This is a genomic window from Vreelandella salicampi, assembly GCF_013415105.1.
Lineage (GTDB): Bacteria > Pseudomonadota > Gammaproteobacteria > Pseudomonadales > Halomonadaceae > Vreelandella > Vreelandella salicampi.
In genome coordinates, this window is record NZ_JACCDF010000002.1 from 466,954 (window position 1) to 485,470 (window position 18,517).

General features: G+C 54.9%; 18 protein-coding genes. 7 read left to right on the forward strand and 11 right to left on the reverse strand.

Going from position 1 to position 18,517, the window contains the following annotated elements; all coding sequences use genetic code 11:
• Positions 1-4 precede the first annotated feature (4 nt).
• Positions 5-781, reverse strand: coding sequence for a Crp/Fnr family transcriptional regulator (locus HZS81_RS04935; protein WP_179929415.1), 777 nt, complete (start codon positions 779-781; stop codon positions 5-7).
• A 420-nt stretch (positions 782-1,201) separates the two neighbouring features.
• Here HZS81_RS04935 and HZS81_RS04940 point away from each other — a divergent pair, with 420 nt between their 5' ends.
• Together HZS81_RS04940 and HZS81_RS04945 are read left to right on the forward strand one after the other, a co-directional pair.
• Positions 1,202-2,458, forward strand: a complete 1,257-nt coding sequence (locus HZS81_RS04940; RefSeq protein WP_338401811.1) for an ABC transporter substrate-binding protein — start codon at positions 1,202-1,204, stop codon at positions 2,456-2,458.
• Entirely contained in the window at positions 2,455-4,191 is a 1,737-nt protein-coding gene (locus HZS81_RS04945; RefSeq protein ID WP_179929416.1) for a GGDEF domain-containing protein, read from the forward strand. Before HZS81_RS04940 ends, HZS81_RS04945 begins: the two co-directional genes overlap by 4 nt.
• A gap of 111 nt (positions 4,192-4,302) precedes the next feature.
• On the opposite strand, the gene HZS81_RS04950 is transcribed toward HZS81_RS04945, so the two are convergent.
• Complete coding sequence (locus HZS81_RS04950) at positions 4,303-5,511, reverse strand: M24 family metallopeptidase (RefSeq protein ID WP_179929417.1); 1,209 nt, start codon at positions 5,509-5,511, stop codon at positions 4,303-4,305.
• Between the two features lie 409 nt (positions 5,512-5,920).
• On the opposite strand from HZS81_RS04950, the gene HZS81_RS04955 reads away from it, so the two are divergent.
• From HZS81_RS04955 to gntR, 5 genes are all read left to right on the forward strand, one after another.
• Positions 5,921-6,994, forward strand: coding sequence for a TRAP transporter substrate-binding protein (locus HZS81_RS04955; protein ID WP_179929418.1), 1,074 nt, complete (start codon positions 5,921-5,923; stop codon positions 6,992-6,994).
• Between the two features lie 72 nt (positions 6,995-7,066).
• On the forward strand, positions 7,067-7,696 hold the full coding sequence (locus HZS81_RS04960; protein WP_241697369.1) for a TRAP transporter small permease: 630 nt from the start codon (positions 7,067-7,069) through the stop codon (positions 7,694-7,696).
• A 2-nt stretch (positions 7,697-7,698) separates the two neighbouring features.
• Positions 7,699-8,979 (forward strand): TRAP transporter large permease, encoded by a 1,281-nt coding sequence (locus tag HZS81_RS04965; protein ID WP_179929419.1) that lies wholly within the window; start codon positions 7,699-7,701, stop codon positions 8,977-8,979.
• A 41-nt stretch (positions 8,980-9,020) separates the two neighbouring features.
• Positions 9,021-9,551 carry a gluconokinase gene (locus HZS81_RS04970; protein ID WP_179929420.1) on the forward strand — a complete coding sequence of 177 codons (531 nt, stop codon included), beginning with the start codon at positions 9,021-9,023 and terminating at the stop codon, positions 9,549-9,551.
• Positions 9,552-9,630: 79 nt separating this feature from the next.
• Positions 9,631-10,626 (forward strand): gluconate operon transcriptional repressor GntR, encoded by a 996-nt coding sequence (gene gntR / locus HZS81_RS04975; protein WP_179929487.1) that lies wholly within the window; start codon positions 9,631-9,633, stop codon positions 10,624-10,626.
• A 461-nt stretch (positions 10,627-11,087) separates the two neighbouring features.
• Here the strand turns inward: gntR and HZS81_RS04980 are convergent, their stop codons facing one another.
• The 9 genes from HZS81_RS04980 to HZS81_RS05020 all read right to left on the reverse strand — a co-directional run bounded on the left by HZS81_RS04980 (position 11,088) and on the right by HZS81_RS05020 (position 18,489).
• Positions 11,088-12,002 carry a U32 family peptidase gene (locus HZS81_RS04980; protein WP_179929421.1) on the reverse strand — a complete coding sequence of 305 codons (915 nt, stop codon included), beginning with the start codon at positions 12,000-12,002 and terminating at the stop codon, positions 11,088-11,090.
• A 10-nt stretch (positions 12,003-12,012) separates the two neighbouring features.
• The gene (gene ubiU / locus HZS81_RS04985; RefSeq protein ID WP_179929422.1) at positions 12,013-13,008 is read right to left on the reverse strand and encodes a ubiquinone anaerobic biosynthesis protein UbiU; all 996 of its coding nucleotides are present in this window, start codon (positions 13,006-13,008) and stop codon (positions 12,013-12,015) included.
• Between the two features lie 285 nt (positions 13,009-13,293).
• Positions 13,294-13,695 carry a DCC1-like thiol-disulfide oxidoreductase family protein gene (locus HZS81_RS04990; RefSeq protein ID WP_338401812.1) on the reverse strand — a complete coding sequence of 134 codons (402 nt, stop codon included), beginning with the start codon at positions 13,693-13,695 and terminating at the stop codon, positions 13,294-13,296.
• A gap of 145 nt (positions 13,696-13,840) precedes the next feature.
• Complete coding sequence (locus HZS81_RS04995) at positions 13,841-14,278, reverse strand: RrF2 family transcriptional regulator (RefSeq protein WP_179929423.1); 438 nt, start codon at positions 14,276-14,278, stop codon at positions 13,841-13,843.
• Between the two features lie 46 nt (positions 14,279-14,324).
• Entirely contained in the window at positions 14,325-14,708 is a 384-nt protein-coding gene (locus HZS81_RS05000) for a YbaN family protein (RefSeq protein ID WP_179929424.1), read from the reverse strand.
• A gap of 174 nt (positions 14,709-14,882) precedes the next feature.
• Entirely contained in the window at positions 14,883-15,404 is a 522-nt protein-coding gene (locus tag HZS81_RS05005; protein WP_179929425.1) for a nitrous oxide reductase accessory protein NosL, read from the reverse strand.
• Between the two features lie 24 nt (positions 15,405-15,428).
• The gene (locus HZS81_RS05010) at positions 15,429-16,253 is read right to left on the reverse strand and encodes an ABC transporter permease (RefSeq protein WP_179929426.1); all 825 of its coding nucleotides are present in this window, start codon (positions 16,251-16,253) and stop codon (positions 15,429-15,431) included.
• Positions 16,250-17,185 (reverse strand): ABC transporter ATP-binding protein, encoded by a 936-nt coding sequence (locus tag HZS81_RS05015; RefSeq protein WP_179929427.1) that lies wholly within the window; start codon positions 17,183-17,185, stop codon positions 16,250-16,252. The genes HZS81_RS05010 and HZS81_RS05015 overlap by 4 nt, the downstream gene beginning before the upstream one ends.
• Complete coding sequence (locus HZS81_RS05020) at positions 17,182-18,489, reverse strand: nitrous oxide reductase family maturation protein NosD (protein ID WP_179929428.1); 1,308 nt, start codon at positions 18,487-18,489, stop codon at positions 17,182-17,184. Before HZS81_RS05020 ends, HZS81_RS05015 begins: the two co-directional genes overlap by 4 nt.
• Positions 18,490-18,517: the final 28 nt, after the last annotated feature.

Genomic DNA, 18,517 nt, shown 5'->3' on the forward strand with positions numbered 1-18,517 from the left:
TGTTTTAACCAAAGTGGAAGGAGCGCTTGTCCTGCGCGTGCGATGATTCAGAAATCGATGTACGACGACTTACTTGTTCGAGCATCTCGTCATAGATATCGCAATCAGTGGCGTAGCATTGACAAGAAGCTTCTTCGAGGCCGGCACGATTCTGCACGGTGATTCTGCCTCGTTGATAGTTGATCAAACCGCGCCGCTGAAGCGCCGTGGCGGCCAGGGTGATGCCCGCACGACGCACGCCTAGCATGCTGGAAAGAAACTCGTGGGTAAGATGTAACTGCTCCCCGTGGGTTCTGTCGTGGGTCATTAACAACCAGCGCGCCATACGCGCTTCTAATGCATGGTAGTGGGCGCAGGCAGCGGACTGGGATATCTGGTTTAACAAGACATTGAGATAGCGCTTCATTAGCCCCTCAAGGATTGGGCTTCGCGCCAGGTGATTCTGGAAGCTGGCCGATGATATGCGCAGCGCCGGCCCCGCTCCCTGGACAAGCATCTGTAGCGCGCTTGTCTGTGCCCCGAGCACCAAGGGGATGCCCACCATGCCTTCTTTGCCAGCCATGGAAACTTCCAGTTGGTCTCCGCTAGCCAGCGTGGCAATCAAGGAAATGAAGCAGTCGAGGGGGAAGACGGCATATGAGATGTTGTCACCCGGCTCGGCCAACAGCTGGCCGAATGTCATTTCTACTGTCTCGCAGTCAGCGAGAAAAGGTTCTTTCTCTTTTTCAGGCAGGCTGTCGAGAAGTCGATTGGTGGGTGAAAAGGGGATAGTGGAACCCATGTGCTTGCTCCTGGCGTGAAGAATGATCCATCGGCAAAAGCCTTCCTGTCGACGACATCTCACACAGTAGCGCTGTTATATTTATCCGGTCGGTGCGGTATGGCACATAAGAAAAGAAATGTATGCCATTAAAATAATCTAACTGATTGATTTTAAATTTAATCGTAGAGAAGTGCGCCAGCCGGTAAGTGCAAACAGCCGGCGACACGGTTGCTCACCGGCTTTGGCGGCGCTTAGCAATACGAGTGAGACTATTACTTTTGTAATCGGGCAGGCAGGGGGAGACTTAGTCCTTTTAATGTGATGGAATTAATTGACAGATAAAACCTTGAAATATAGTAAGGAATATCTTCTCAAGGTGTGACTCCTGCGGTTTTAAGGCAGGTTCCGGATTCCTAACCACAAGGACCGATCATCCTGGTGAAGCGTCAAGACGTGTTAAAAGCTGGCGGAGCCGGCCTTCTATTGGGTAAAGCGGCTTTCCCGGCCATCGTGCAGGCAGTCAACCGTAAGCCCACACTGCGTGTAGTAGGCACGCATGTCACCCTGCAGGAGCCTATACGGCGCCGCGCAGAGCAGGATTTGGGCATTAATATCGAATTTCACCCGGGTGGTAGTGCCGAAGTCTTGCTAAAAGCGGCGACAGACCCGGGGGCCTTTGACCTCTATGAACAGTGGTCGAACAGTATTCGGGTACTTTGGCAGGCCAATGCCATCCAGCCGATTGAAACCCGACGACTGACCTATTGGGAAGAGATTAATGATTTGCCGAAGTCGGGGCGAATCTCGCCTGATGCTCAGATCGGTCAGGGAGACGCGCCTCACCGCTTGCTGCATATCCAACCTAACGGGACGCTGGGGCCCAAACCCTCCGGCATGATCAGCTTTCTACCGTATACGCATAATGTCGATTCCTTCGGTTACCGCGCAGATGCTATTAATGAAGGCATCCCCTACGAAACGGAAAGCTGGGGTTGGCTTCTTGATCCCAGGTCTCGTGGCCGGGTCGCCATCATAAACGCACCGAGTATCGGCCTATTTGACCTGGCATTGGCCGCTCAAGCGCGTGGGCTTATTCGTTTTAACGACATCGGCCGCATGAGCCGGCGAGAAGTTGATCATCTTTTCGAGATATTGATCGACTACAAACGACAAGGACATTTTCGTGGATTCTGGTCGTCCGTTCCGCATTCTGTGGACCTCATGGCAAGGGGCGATGTGGATATTGAGAGCATGTTTTCGCCCGCGGCAGCCCGTTTGCGTGGCATGGGCATTCCTTGTGTCTATGCTGCGCCTAAGGAAGGCTATCGTGCTTGGTATGGGGTCATGTGTCTGTCTTCAGCGGTTGACGACGAACGCAAGGAGGCGGCTTATGCCTTTATGAACTGGTGGTTGTCGGGCTGGCCCGGCGCTTTTATTGCGAGGCAGGGCTATTATATTTCTAACCCACAACGGGCTAAACAGCACATGAGTGCCGAAGAGTGGGACTTCTGGTACGAAGGCAAGCCTGCTGAAAACGCTATGACCGGAACCGATGGAAAAATGGTGGCGGAGCCAGGAGAGATCCGTCGCGGCGGGAGTTACCTCAAAAGATTCGAGAATGTCGCGGTCTGGAATACGGTCATGGATACCTATGAATACACACTGACCAAATGGAAGGACTTTTTGCTGGCATGATCAGATTTTCCCGGTGGCGCCTAAAGAATAGGATCTTTGCCGGATTTCTGGTAATTGGTCTGATTGGGGTGGGCGTGGCTCTCTTCATGGGCCTGGCCATCAGCAATATCTATTCGGATTTCCGCCGGTTCACCGTGTTCAGTGAGCGGGTAGAATTAGGGCGAGATTTGTCCGCCAGAATGATTGATCTCCAGCGACTGTCGGAGGCGTTTGTTCAGGAGGGTGAGAGCTTCTCGGCAGATCAGGCCAGTTTGGTCTTTGAGCAGGCAAGAGCGCTGCTTTCAAGGCTTGAGGCTGATGCCAGCGAGCCCGTTCGTGAGCGGGCCGGTATTATGGCCACGCATCTGGAAAGTTTCCAACAGGCTTTTTCAGAGGTGAAGACTCAACGTAACCAGCAGAGCCGGCTGATCAACGAAACGATCCGAAACCGGGCAGAAGAGCATGGCGCTTTGGTAGATGCGTTCGCCGCGACGATTTCGGGGGCGACCCCGGAGTCGGTTGCACTGGTGGAGCGCCTGCGTAACTCATCATTGCAAATTGAACGGCTCACACAGCAATATTTCGATTCCCTCGACAACTCGCTGATTCGGGAGATCAGACGCAATGCCCAGCAATCCCTGCAGTTAATTAATCAGCTGTCAGGGCTACTCCAGGATGATGCCTCACTACCTTTTCTTGGCCGGATGGACGCGTCGGTACTTGCTTACCAAGAGGTCATACTGGAAGCCGTGCAGCGTACACGGGGTTATCTTTTTCTGGTCAATGTGGTCATGGCGGCAGAAACCTATGAAATTCTCTATCAGTCGGATCAGCTTTCCGAGGAGTTACGCCTTGAAATGGCTCAGATCGAGAGACATGTCGCCAGCACAATACGCCAGGTATTTGTATTGGCTCTATCCGGCAGTGCGTTCATGTTGCTGCTGATCATTGGTCTTTCTTACGCCATTGGCCGAAGCATCGCAACGCCGATCGAAAATCTGGCCGCGACTTTCCGCCGTCTCGCCAGAGGTGAAACGACTTCAGTGGTGCCGTCTCCGGCAGCGGGTCGCGAGCTTCGGGAGCTGTCCATGGCGTCTGAGGTTTTTCGGGAGAAGAACGCGGAAACCGAGCGTCTTCTGGCCAAGTACCGGGAAATCAGTGAAGCGCTGGAAGAGAGAGTTAGGGAACGTACGCAAGAACTGGAAGAAGCTAACCAGCGACTACGACAGTTATCCCGTACTGACGGCCTCACTGGCCTAGCTAACCGGCGTTACTTCGAGGAAATTCTGGATCGAGAATGGTCGACAGCGTTGCGCAATGGCTTGAGTCTTACCGTCATCATGCTCGATATCGATTTTTTCAAGGCGTTCAATGATCGCTACGGGCACCAGGCAGGTGATCAGTGTTTGCAGGATGTGGCTCATTCCCTTGAGCAGCAGGTGCGTCGTGGGAACGATTTAGTGGCACGTTACGGTGGCGAGGAGTTCATTGTCGTCCTTCAGGACACCAGCCGTGACCCGGCCATGGGGATTGCTGACAGTTTGTGCCGTGCCATATCGGATCTGGATATTCTGCACGAAGACTCTCCCTGGCAACGCGTCACCACCAGTGTCGGGGTGGCGGTGCGCGAACCGGCCAGCGAGGTCAATAGTGCTCTCGAGCTGGTCAAAAAAGCGGATGACGCCCTCTATCGCGCCAAGCTGGCTGGCAAAAATCGTGTGATGAGCTTTCCCAGTTCTCCAAACGGCTTTTAGACCGCTATGTCATTGCCGAGACAAGCATCTTTTTCCTGGTAGTGTCTATGGTTGTTGGGCAGGGTCACTTTGACGGGATTGAGCGACTTGCCGAACTTCGTGGTTACCTATCTAGTCTTTATGAAAACGGGCATCAATACGTTCGTTAATTTGCCAATCATTATCGGTAAGCGGGACACCGCCTTGTCTCGTTACCTGCACTGTATCGCTGATACCAATTCCCCACTGACCAGGCAAACGCAAGCAAAGTGGTAGGTGGAAGACCATGTTTTCTTCGAAGGTGCGTTCTTGGCCGCGAGCGATGTAGCCGGTTCCCTCTACCCAGCTGGGCGGAAACTGCGCCCCGACCGCATAACCGAACACGCCGGAAAAAAATAGCCGCTCCTCGTGGGGAGCTAGCACCGCCTCCGCCGCCCGTGCGGCATCATCGAAGGTATTGCCTGGGTGCATGGCACTGGTAAGCGACTCAAACATACCGCGGCAGATATCGCGTACTGCCTGCATGTCTGCACTGGCACGGCCAGCGACGGCGGTTCGCATCATTGGCGCAGTGTAGCGCTGATATGCTGAGCCAAACTCCAGAAATACCGGGTCGTCTGCGGCAATTGGCGTACGTTTGTGGTTGACGTGGATGACGCTAATACGTCGGCCACTGGTGACGATGGGCTGTAGGCTCATGAATTCGCTGCCTTCTGCCAGCAGCACTTTGGCGCCTTCCGCGGCAATATCGTTGTCGGTCATGCCGGGGGTAATGATGGCTTCCGCCGCCGCTAGGCCTGTTGCGGTGATTCGCGCGCTTTCGCGTAGGCAGGCAAGTTCCACCTCGCGCTTGACCAACCGTTGGCCATCCAGCAGCGCACCGCCATCACTATAAAAGCGCCCACTTCCCAGGCGCGTTTGCAATGCTTGAATCACTCCGAAGCGCAAGCCCGCACTGAACGCGTCTAACCCGATGGCGCGATAAGGCGCAAGTACCTCCGCCAGCGGCACGGTCACTTCATCTAAGCTCTCCCAGCGATAACCGATAATCTCATCCACCGTGGCAGTAACCACCGCCGGCCCTGTCTCGATCGAAGGTACCTGCAGCACCACCCGCTCAGTGGTTACCACCAGCGCCGTATGCACTGATACCTCGAAAGTGTGGTAACCGGTTAGATAGAAAATATCCGCCGGGTCGGTGAGTAGCAGCGCGTCACGGCCCGCTTCCTTCATCAGGATGCGCGTGCGCGCTAAACGGGCAGCGAACTCATCGGCCTGAAAGGGCAGCTCAGCCCCCTGCAACTGCTCGGCCAGCGCCTGACGGTAAGTGTGGTAATCCATGTGGCCTCCAAAGAAAAACAGAAGGTGACGATATTCTTAAAGAGCATTTTAGACAGCAAAAACCATTGAAACCCTTTTTTTGCCATTTGAGTTGACAAAAATACGTTTTGGGGAAGTTTGGATGGTCCGTTATTACCTTGCTCTACAAGGGCCTTGCGCAGACATGTCGACGTCGGGACCGCAATGCCGTGAGTGGTCGACCCTAGACGTTGGTCGTAAATTGACAGTTTTGTTTTGACACTATGCAACGCGATGGCTAGCCTTTTCCCATCGAATGTTACCGGTAACAAGATGGCTTTCCAGGTGGCCGTAACCATTCGATAGTCAGAACCAGTGCAACGGCTGTCGGCTCAATGGGCAGTTAGTGATCACCGCAGTTAACAACAATGAGTAATTTGGAGATAACGTCATGACAGCGATTTGGCGCAGCACGCTTACTTTGGTCGGCGCGACGACACTTACGTTCGGTATGGCTCACGCACAAAGTCCCGATCTCTCTGATCCGCCCGCGATTGATGGAGAAGTGGTGGCTGACCACGGCAGCCACACTCTGCGAATGGGCATCGGCCTATCTGAGAGTTCTCCGCAGTTTCTTTCCAGCCAGTATTTCGGTGAGATTCTTGAGCAGCGTACCGACGGACGTATTACGGTTAATGTTTTCCCCAATAGCCAGTTGGGTGACGATGTGCAGATGATGGAAATGCTGCAAACCGGCACGCTGGATATGACGTATCCATCAAGCTCAGCCACTACCGGCTATGTAGAAGAACTCTCTGCGTTTGACCTTCCCTTCTTACTGCCTAACCGTGAAGCAGCCATGGCCGTTATGCAGAGCGATGTGGCCCAGGAAATGCTTGACGACTTTGAAGGCACGGGCCTAAAAGCGCTGACCTTCTCAGAAAACGGCTACCGTCAGCTTTCTAACAGTGCCCGCCCAGTAGAGACGCCGGAAGACGTGGCGGGTTTGGATGTCCGCGGTTTAAGCGTTCGCACCATGCAAAACCCGGTTCACTTAGCTATTTGGGAAGCGCTGGGTGCCAACCCCACGCCCATGGCGTTCGGCGAGCTATTTTCGGCTCTTGAGCAAGGTGTCGTCGACGGACAAGAAAACCCCTGGAGCACTATCCTGACCTCTAACTTCAACGAAGTGCAGGATTACGGCACCGAAACACGCCACGTTTACACGCCGTTCATCATGATGCTGTCCGAGCGCACCTGGGATCGCATGGCACCTGAATACCAAGAACTCGTCATGGAAGCTGCCCGCCAGTCTGCTGAGTACGAAATTCAGCTTTCCGCAGAATATGACGACTGGTCACGCAAACAGTTAGAAGAGCGCGGCATGCAAATTACGCGTTTGAATGATGAGCAGCTAGCGGCTTTCCAAGAAGCGACACAGCCTGTTTATGATGAGTGGGCGCCGCGCATTGGTGAAGATATAATCGCTGAAATTCAACAAATCGTTGAAGATAGCAGCAACTAACACGGTACGTTTAGTGCACCATCGGGCAGGCCATTGCGCCTGCCCGACTTGTCAGTGCCCTCCGGAGTTTTTATGACTACCTCCTCTATACCTCCTAACACGTCGCCTCCTGCGGATGATATGGCGTTTGAAGATCCGTCGGTGTATTTAGATGACCCCAATCGCAAGTTGCTTGAGATTGATACCGATGCCCGCCAAGGCCCTGCATTGTTTCGCTGGCTAACGCTAGGCATGGAGTACCTGATTGGGGCTATTTTGGTAGCGCTAATTGTGGCGGTTTCAAGCAACGTGGTAGGGCGCGCTGCGTTTAATGTCTCATTGCCCTGGGCTGACGAGCTGGCTCGCATGCTGTTTATTTGGCTGGTGTTTATTGGGGCAGCCGCCGCCTTTTCACGTTATGAACATATCGCGGTGGATGCGCTGGTAAGGCGTTTACCGTTACGTGTCGCGCACATGCTTTATTTGTTACAGCACATGATTATCACCGGGTTAATGGTCGTGATGATTTGGGGCGGTTATCAGGTGCTTTCTCGCTCAAGCGGCCGTTCAGCCATTATGAATATACCGCTTAGCTTAGTTAGCCTTTCGCTTGTATTGTGCGTCATTTTTATTGCGGCGGTATCGCTTTGGCGCATGTGGGTGAGCGTGAAGGTTATTCGTCACCCCCATCGCCACTCGGCCGATCCGGAAGGAGGACGGTAATCATGCTTTGGATTTTTCTAGCTATTTTATTAGCGTCCATTGTGATCGGTTTGCCGATTGCGTTTGGCCTGGGCGTTGCAGCACTTGTCATGGCGGTGCTCTCGGATATTCCGCTGTCGATAATGATCGAACAATCTATCCGTGGGGTTAACAGCTTTCCGTTGCTGGCGATCCCGTTCTTTATTTTGGTTGGCGAAGTGATGAGCAACGGTGGCATCGCCCGCCGACTAATGGAACTGGCGGGGGCTCTGGTCGGCTTTATGCGCGGCGGGTTGGGGCAGGTTGCCATCACCGGCTCGATGTTCTTTGGCGGTATCAGCGGTTCAGCCGTGGCCGATACGGCGGCTACCGGCGCGATGATGATTCCCTCGATGAAAGAGCAGGGCTATACCGCCGCCAATGCCACCGCGATTAATACGGTGTCTTCGGTGATCGGGATTATTATTCCGCCCTCGATTCCGCTGATTCTCTACGGCATCGTCACCGAGACCTCCATCAGTCGCCTGTTTATCGCCGGTATCATTCCGGGTTTGCTGATTGGCTTTGCGCTGATGGTGACGACTTATATTCTTGCCAAAAAGCATGGCGGCGGCGTGCAGCAGTTCCGCTGGGATCGCCTGTGGAAAGCCTTTAAAGATGCATGGCTGGCGCTGGTGCTGCCCGTTATCGTAATTGGCGGCATTATTGGCGGCGTTTTTACCGCCACTGAAGCGGCCGTCGCGGCGCTGCTTTACTCACTAGTGATCTCTTTAGTGGTGTACCGCGAATTCAAGCTCCGTGAACTAATCGGCATGCTGATTCGCACCGCCAGGCTCACCGGTATGGTGATGATGTTACTGGCATTTGCCACCGTCATTGCTTGGTTTCTGACCATCAATATGGTGCCGCAAACCCTGGTTAGCCAGGTTCAGGCAATCACCCAGGATCCATTTTTACTGCTGTTGATTGTGGCCTTTCTGCTGCTATTGGTCGGCTTTGTGATGGACTTAACCCCGGCAATGGTGATCATGGCGCCCATGCTGGCACCTATTGTGACCTCGGTGGGCGTCGATGCGGCTTACTTCGGCGTGCTGATGGCGTTCGTTCTGGGCATCGGGTTATTAACCCCGCCGGTGGGCACCTGCCTCTACGTCGGCTGCGGTGTCGGCAAAGTGTCCATGGAGTCGCTGGTAAAAGCCATGCTGCCTTATTACGCGGCGCTGTTAGTGGTGCTCGTGATTCTAGTGGCTTTCCCGGGCATCGTTACCTGGTTGCCTGACCTGACCGCTGTGGCTGGCAATTAATGGTTGGCAATGAATGGTTGGCAAGGAACAGGAGAGCCGCAATGAAAACTCCTTCGCATCGTATTTTGGTCATGGGTGTATCCGGCTCGGGGAAGTCGCACGTTGGCGATCAACTGGCGCTCGCCCTGGGCGCCACATTCATCGATGGCGATGACCACCACTCGCCTGCCAACGTGGCCAAAATGGCCAGCGGTAGACCGCTTAACGATGATGACCGGAGCGACTGGCTGGCAACGCTAGCAGGATTGTTCGCGGAATATAAAGCGCGAAACGAATCGCTGGTGATTGCCTGTTCAGGGCTTAAGAAGCGTTACCGAGATCGTCTTCGCGAAGGGGATCAGGCGCTACGTATTCTTTATCTGGAAGGTACTCATTCGCTACTACGTGAGCGGCTTGGAACCCGGGCTGGTCACTTCTTTAAAGGCGATAGCATGCTGGCAAGTCAACTTGCCGATTTAGAGCCGCCTAGCCGTGACGAGGCGGTCACGGTTTCCATTACGCTGACACCTCAAGCGATTGTTGAGCGTTTCACTGAGAAATTGACACCGCTGCAACAAGGTTCACTAGGCTAAAGGAGGGGATAGGCGAAGGGCCTTACCATTCGCTATGGTATGGCCCTTTTGTATCCCACATGATAATGCAGTGCTGCCATTGAAGAAAAAACGCCCTACCTTACAAGATATTGCTGATCGTGTTGGTGCCACCAAAATGACGGTGAGCCGTTGCTTACGCGACCCTGAAACGGTCTCGGAGGGCTTGCGCGAGCAGATATTTTCTGTGGCGGAACAGGTTGGCTACATTCCCAACCGCGCGCCTGACTTACTTTCCCGAGCGACGAGCCATTCGATTGGTGTGCTGGTGCCGTCGCTGACCAACCAAGTCTTTGCCGATGTGATTGTCGGCATTGAGGCGTTGACCGAGCCGGCAGGCTACCATCTGATGCTTTCGCACTACGGCTATAGTCCCGAGCTTGAAGAGCGTAGCCTTGCATCGCTGCTGTCTTACAATGTCGATGGTGTGATTCTCTCTGATCGATACCATACCGCCCGCAGCCTGCGGATGCTGGAAACCGCCGGTATCCCCATTGTTGAAATCATGGATACTCACCGCCCCCCGCTTCAGCAAGCAGTGGGGTACGATAACGTGAGTGCTGCCTTCGATATGGTGAGCGAGATGATTCGGCGTGGCCGACGGCAGGTTATTTATTTGGCGGTTCGGCTAGATGAGCGTACCCGGCAACGCGAGAAGGGCTATCGTGATGCCATGCAGGCCAACGGGCTGCCACCGGTGACGCTCTATAGCAGCCAGCGCTCTTCTTACAGCGTAGGCGCAGCACTGATGCAGGAAATTCAGTGTGACTATCCCCACGCCGATGGTATTTTTTGCACCAACGACGACGTCGCGGTAGGGGCCTATTTTGAATGCCTGCGGCAGGGTATCTCGGTACCTGGGAAAATGGCTATCGCCGGGTTTCACGGCCACGATGTGGGGCAAGCGATGACGCCACGGCTGGCCAGTGTTATTACCCCTCGGCAAGCGATTGGTGAAGAGGCCGCTAAAGTGCTTTTATCGCGTATCCATGGCGAAGCGCTGGAACAGCGGGTATTGGATTTGGGTTATCGAATCGAGGCGGGTAAAACGCTCTAGAGGCATGCTGATGGCTAGCCAATGTGCCCTTTTTCCGCTCTTTGAGCGGAAAAAGGGCACATAACATACAAATAACGGGAGTATAGCGTCTGAACTTGGCCCGTCGTCACTGGAAGTGGACGTGGATGTAAACAACCTCTTTGATCGCGGCTATCATGAACACCTGACAGACCAGCCGGTGAATGGTGAGCTGCTCGCTCCAGGTTTGGGCGTAGCGATGACTGCGCGGGCGTTTCTGAAAAATTGTCGCCCACTCTACCGGACGGCAGTTACATCTGGATGAATATGGTGACTAACAGCAAGGTAGGTCAGCATTTGTCAGCGACAATTGCCCTGACGTGTTTCACGGGGTAGCACGAATACATTATGTGTACGCTGTTATAGCCACTGCCTCGGGGCACAAGAGTGTCACAAGGTGGTGGCTTTGATTTTTTAGGTGCAAGAATAAATTTTACTTAGTACTAACTTACGGTTTGGCGATGCGACATGCCGGGGCGGCCGTACCAGTAGCCGTCGCAGATGTCGGCTTCGACCAAGGTTAGCGGGTCGGGGAGAGGGAGTTCGCCGCGTCGAGCGGCATCGAAGGCGGCAACTACATCGGACATGCCCTCGGCACGAGGGCTTAGGCGCACCACGCCGACACCTATATTGGCTATGTCACCAATCTCATGACGCAGATCCTGACAGGCGCTGGAAAGGGTCTGGATACCGTTCAGCGTGAAGATATCCTGTGACTCCTTAGAGCGCAGAGTCATGCCTTCAGGGTGTTTCTGGCACACAAACTGGCAGCGATCCTTGGGTTTCTGATATCGCCGCGCAGTAAAGCAGCGCGACGACCAGGCAAGCGGCAGGTGCCCGTAGGCGAACAGCTCGCAGGTCTGATCAAGTCCCTCGTCATGGCAGTCGTCAAGCAACCGGGCGAGATCGTCCCGCGACATCTCTACCGGCGCGTTCCAACGCTGCATCCCGTTCTGAGCTAAAACGCTTATAGCGGCAGGGTTGTAGAGATTGAGTGCACCGCCGGCGACGAATGGCAGGCCAGCGGCGATGAGAAGCTGCAGGGCACTCTGGTCGTTGGCTTCTACCATGAGTTCGCCATTGTCGCAAAGCTTACGCAAGTCGCGCAGGTCGGCTTCGGATTCAATCAGTGTCTGGCTCGACAGCACCACCTGTTTACCGCTCTCTTTCAGTTCGCGGCCGATGCCGAGCCAGTCGTCGAGCTTCATATCGCGCCTGCGAGAGCAGACTGACTCGCCCAGATAGACGATCTCGACGGGCCAGTCGGCGGCATCGCGATAAAAATCGGCGTAGCGATCGCGGGTCCAGTAGAAAAGCACTGGGCCAAGTGACAGCTTGAACGTTGGGTTAATAGACATGGACTTTCTCCTACTTCCAGCGGCGCTCGTAGGCACCGAGCGTGGTGGTGCTACCTTCGGAAAGCTCACCAAGGCCTGACAACCAAGCAGGTTCGATATGAAAATCGCCAGGTGATTGCTCCAGTTGATCTAAAGCTTGGCGCCAGATACCGGCAACTTTCGACACGTAAGCTGGACTGCGTTGGCGACCTTCGATTTTCACTGCGTTGATTCCCAATTTCTTGAGTTCAGGCAAAAGCTCCAGGGTGTTAAGGCTTGTAGGCTCCTCAATGGCATGGTACGACTCGCCCCCCACTTCAAAGCGCCCCTTGCACAGCGTTGGATAACCCGCTGGTTCTCCCTTTTCATAGCGATCGATCAGTACGCCATTTAAGCGTGATTCGAGCCCCTCGGGCGTTTCCTCCCAGCGTACATAACCTGCTGGGGAGCAGACGCCGCGGGTATTGGGTGATTCGCCAGTCAGATAGGAGGAGAGATAGCAGCGTCCCTCAGCCATGATGCATAGGCTGCCGAAGGCGAAGACCTCAAGTTCAACAGGGCTCTGCTTCGCTAGGTCACGCACTTGGGTAATCGAGAGTACCCTCGGCAGCACGGCGCGCTTGATGCCGAAATGGTCGTGGTAGAAGCGCAGCGCCTCGTGACTGGTCGCAGACCCCTGAACCGAGAGATGGCGAGCCATGTCAGGGTGGCGACGCGCGGCATAATCGAGCAGCCCCATGTCAGCTATGATCAGAGCATCGACGCCAAGATCCGCGGCCTGATCCACGGCGCGTGTCCATATATCCCAGCCATCGGGTTGCGGGTAGGTATTGATGGCGCAAAAGACCCGTTTACCGCGCGCATGGGCGTAGTCGATACCCTCGCGGGCACGCTTGTCGGTGAAGTTTAGGCCGGCAAACTGGCGGGCGTTGGTGGCGTTTTGGAAACCGAAGTAGATGGCATCAGCGCCTTCATCCACGGCGCGTTTTAGGGCGGGCAAATTGCCAGCAGGGCATACAAGTTCCATGACAGAGACCCTTAACGATTAAAAACCTGAGTATTTTAGTCGTCTATTAATTATTGGCTTTTGACTCGGGTCATGCTGGTACGGGTTTTGGCGCCTTGGTGCTCGTCGTGGGAATAACTTTTTAATCTATGAGGAGTGGCCACGCTCGTATTTGCTGGTGACGCAACATTTTAGATCAAAAACCAGCGATGCTGACGGCTATTGGGGCTTGCCGATATGCTTGGCTCGTGGCTGGCGATGCCAGACCCCATTTTCTTTCCGTCAATAAGTGAAACGCTAAAATGTTTACTTGAGATTTCCGATCCGAGATTTGCCGATTATTCTTAATAGCCAATTTCGGCAAGTTCTTAATAGCGGATAAAGCATCACGGTACGTTTTTGGCTAGCAAACAGCCGATACATCAGGCGATTGAATATGCCGCTGCGTGTGCCGAGTAGGGCCAGGTGGTGCAGCGCTTCGCCACCGTAGTACCAGCGCTCGCCGACCTGCAGGGCGAACCCCTCATCTAAGTCAATGCCTTGAGCGGTAAGTTCCTGGCGTGCTTTGCTATCTTGCCTTGCGTCTATCAGCTCGAGTTCGCCGACCTCTTTGCGAATGCGCTGCCAGCGCACGTAGCGTCGGCAGATTGGGCACTCACCGTCGTAGACCAAACGAAGTTGAGGCTGAGTCCCTTTTCTCTGGATCACGACTATCGATTCCTTTTCAAGCGCGTTGAGATGGGACAGCTATAGACGAAAACTGCCATCTCAGTCTCGGCTGTTCTTTGTGACGGTGACTCAATAAATATTCCGAAGCTTTCTTTATCCGTTATCCAGACAAGAGCAAGCGGTATCAACTAATCGTCAGAAGTCTAAGCAGTTGAGGGCGCTGTGTATCGGTCAACAAATCGGCCAAAGTATAGCCATCCAATATTTCGAAAAACGCTTCTAAGGCTTCGGCAAACATGGGCTTGAGGCGACAAGCGCCGGTAATTACACATTTGTTTTGTTTACCGAGGCACTCCACTAAAGCAAGGTCTTGCTCGGTATCACGTACCAGGGCGCCGATATTGATGTCTTCGGGGGCTCGTCCCAGCAGTAGTCCGCCTTGCTTGCCGCGTATTGCTTCCAGATAGCCCTTATGGTTCAGCTCTTGCACGACTTTCATCAAGTGATTGCGAGAAATATCATAGCTCTCGGATATCTCACGTATGGTCGAGCGTTCCTCGCCTTTTAGGGCTACGAAGAGCAGTACACGTAAGGAGTAATCGGTATAGCGGGTGATGTGCATAATCTGAGTAACCTAGCAAGCGAGAAGAGAAGAAAAGAAAGGGGGATCAAGAAAGTTGAGCCGTTGGCCGTGTTAGCACAAAAATAGCCACGACGGTAAAAAGGATACCAGTAAATGCTAGAATAGGCAGGGATGAACCCGCTATGATCAGCGTGCCCCAGCTGATCGCCAGCAAAGTACAAGCGGTATTTTTAGCGCGCTTGGGCACGGCTCGCTGATCGCGCCAGGCATGCAGGATGGGGCTTAGCCGGGGGTGCATCCAGAGCCAATTGGCCAACCGGGTGGAGCCTTTAGGAGCCGCCCAGGCTGCCACCAGCAAAAATGGCGTCGTGGGAAGCAGCGGTAAAACGATACCAATGGCCCCCAAAACGATGCATACAAGAGCAAGGCCCTGATAGAGCCGACAACACAGGGAAGGTGGTAGTAGCATAATGAAGCCTCCCTGGTTGCCATAAGATGCATATTAAATAAATATAATAGGCGAATGTTGTTTTCACAAGCTACCGGAAAATAATTCGCTTACGTTATGGCCTGCCACAAGAAGGTCCAAATGGCTATTTGCAACGATGCCAACCTGTTCCAGCAAGGCAAAAGTGGCAACAAGCTAGTGGCTGTTTAACTCTCCGCGTCCTAGATGCCCTAGCAATTCTAAGTCGATATCGTCATAGGCGATAACCTTGCCGCCATAGGTGTTACGGAACGCTTCGGCGGTGGCATGCTCAGCGAAAGACGCCAAGGTGTGTCCCATGCTGCCGCGACGTTCATGACCGACTACGTACCAGGCCTCGCTTGCCAAGATGAAAGCATCATCTTCTGGTGCTGTCCAAGACGTCGCGCCGATATCATGGACATAAGCATGAGAAAGGCGGGCCTCGTTCTCCGGTTGTTGTAGAAACACGAAAAGCTCCATGGTGGAGCAGAACTTGAGCGGTGCTTGCTGGCCTTGGACGAAGGCTTCGCCCTTGGGTCCAGGGTGCTTGCTGATCAGCATGCCGCACACATGACAGCTATCGCCCGACTCGATGGGAACAGGCGCGGCTAAGGTTTCGGGTTTCGGCTCGCTGCAGCCTGAAAGCAGCAACAAGGCGAGTAGTGAGATTAGCAACAGCGAAATGTGTCGAGTCATGGCGGTACTCCAGGTTGGGTTGGCTCAGGCCGGTCGATGACGAAAACGCAGGATGGCCAGGCCCAAAGGCACCAGTATCCAGGCTAGAAGAATCGGTATCAGTATCGCTGGGCGAAAAGCGCCTCCCTGGGCAATGGAGGTAACGCCACTGATGCTGCCAGCGGCTTCGAAACCGGCCAGATTGATCAGACGAAAGCACTCGGTGGGGTTGAGTAACAATAGCCAGGGCAGCCAGTCGCCGCCTTGTTTGACGCTAACCAGTAAGGCGAGCAGGCCAAGATCGAACACCAGAACGAAAAGGAACCAGACGACCAATGCCAAGCCAGCGGCGCGGGCTTTCTCAGTAACCCAGACGCTGATCAGATAGGCGAAGGCGATGAACACCCAGCCCAGCAGAACGCTGCTAAGAATTAGCAGGCCCATGCCACTGGCGAGTTCGGCTTTGTCTACTCCCTCGGCCCCCAGGGCCACTACCACCCCGGCGATACCGAAGCCGAGTATCGTGGCCACGCCTAAAATCAAACCATGCCCTAGAAACTTGCCCAGCAAGAATGAGGTGCGGCTCAACGGGTAGGTGAGCAACAGCAATAGGGTGCCGGCCTCCTGCTCGCCGACCACGGCATCATACGCCAGTAAAAGAGCGATTAATGGAATTAGAAAGACCGCTAAGGTCGAAAGGCTGGTCAGGGTGGTAGCAAGCGATGTGAACCCCAGACCGCCGCTGGCGGCGGCACCGAACCAGGCAATACCCACCGCGAGCGCTGCCAGCACCAGCGCGATGGCCAGCACCCAGCGATTACGCAGGCCGTCGCAAAATTCCTTGCCGGCGATGGTCATAACGGCGTTCATGAGAAAGCTCCTGGTTGGTCGGGAGAGCGCTGGGCGGAGAAATGCGTATAAAGATGCTCAAGCGTCGGCGGCAGTAGCTCGATATCCTCGACTCTGGGGTCGGCGGTGAGGTGGCGTAATGCCGCCAGTTTGGCGTCGACGGGAACCGAGAAGGTAACCCCATGCGCCTGGTGGGCGGAAACCTGGATACGTGGGTCGTCCCAGCCGTGGTGCCAGGCAACTTCTTCCAGGCGGCCTCGAGCGTGGATGGTGAGCGGCAGCTGCGCTTCGGCCCGTAGCTCCGCCATGCTTCCTATGGCCAACTGATGTCCTCCACCTAGGATCAGGGCGCGGTCGATATAGGGTTCCACGCCGGGCAACACATGCGAGGACAGCAGTACGGTGCAGCCCCGGTCGCGCAAGTCCCTCACCGTTTGGTAGAAATCACGCGTCGCCGCTGGGTCGAGGCCGGTAGTCGGCTCATCGAGCAGCAATAGTTGTGGTTCGCCGAGCAGTGCCTGAGCCAGCCCGAGGCGCTGACGCATGCCTTTGGAGTACGTCTTGACGCGTCGGTTGGCAGCGCTCGATAGTCCTACCCGCTCGAGTAGTTCGTCGACTTGGGCGCGAGCCACTCGCTTGAGTCGGGCGAAATAGGTCAGAACTTCTCGTCCACTGAGTTGCTCGTAAAAGCTGACATTTTCCGGCAAATAGCCCAGGCGCCGACGCAGTGTCTCGGCATGAGGACCCGCAGGCGCGCCGCCGAGCACCGAGACGTGCCCCTTGTCCGGGGCGATCAAGCCAAGAATGAGGTGCATGGTGGTGGTTTTACCCGCGCCATTGTGGCCGAGCAAAGCCAATACCTCGCCGGGACTAACCGAAAGATCGAGCGCATCGATACGGGTTAGGTCGCCGTGATGTTTGGTCACGCGTTGGAAGTCGATCACTGGGGTCATGTGTCGGCGTCTCCGAAGTGAGGGGCTGTCATCAAGGGAGCGCTGTCGCGCACGCCTTGGGGGCGAAACACCGGGAATTGCCGTTGCACCCAGCGCAAGGCCAGTACGGCAGGGCTGTCCATCAGCAGCCGGGCTGTGGGATAGCACCATAGCAGGCGGTCCATGGCATCGTTGGGTTCGAAAGGCGTATCGCCAATGCCGTCCTCGTCAAGGTCCCAGCCCAGGTAATTGCTCCAGTAGTTGCCGCGACCATCCTCCGACCACTCTTGTAGGCGAGTCGCCACGTACATCACTTGTTGTCGGTTGTTGATGAAGGCGTTGCCTGTTACGACGTTGTCTTCAGAACCGGCGGTCAAATGAATGCCGATATCACTGTGGGCGAAACGGTTGCCTTCGAAGCGATTGTATTGAGCGTTGTAGACGAACAACGCTTTGCCTTCGCCGCCACTGACCAGCCCTTGGTCGTTGGAGTCGCGGCGTTGTTGTATGCCTTCGACTTGGTTGGCGCGTAGCAGCGAGTGGGTAATGTTGTTCATCAGTATGCCGTAGTGGCGGTCGCCTTCCGAACGGTTACCAACCACCGTCAAGCGTTTCGACTGCATCAAGGCATAGCCGGTGCGGGTGTCGCGGGTCAGGTTGTTTTCCAGGTGGTTGTCATGGGCGTACATGTAGTGAACACCATAACGTAAATCCTGCATGTGGTTGTCGCGCAGTACGCTGTCGCGGCTGGTATCGATGTAGATACCGTCACGCACTCGACGGATATCATTGCCTTCCACCAGCGCCTCACTGACGTTGAATAGATGAATGCCATTGCCTCGGTCTTGAGAACGCAGCGACACATCGCCTCGAATGACATTATCGATTACCCGGGCATTAGCGACGGCGTCAAGGCGAATGCCGAAGCCTGGCCCGGAAAGGTGATTGCCCTGAATGAGGCTGCTGGTGGCATCTTCTTGAACCAGAATACCAGCGTCCATCTGGGTCAGGTCCCGACCCCATTTTTCAATGGTCAAGCCTTTCAGCACGCTGTTTGGGGCCGAGAGAATGACGGCGTGGCCTTCGTCAAGCCCATCGATCACCGCCTTTCCTTCTGCTGTCAGCGTCAGGGGGCGGTCAATCACTATTGAACCGAGATAACGACCTTCGGGTAAATAGATGTGGTCGCCATCAGCGGCTTGCTCAATCAGCGGCTGGAGTGGCTCGCCGGGAACGGCACGCCACTGCGCAGCCTGGGCGGGCAAACCTATTAAGAAGACCGCCACCACGAGGGTGGTGGCGGTAAGAATGACGCTGCGAAGCATGAAAACTCCTTGTAGACCCGGGCCGAAT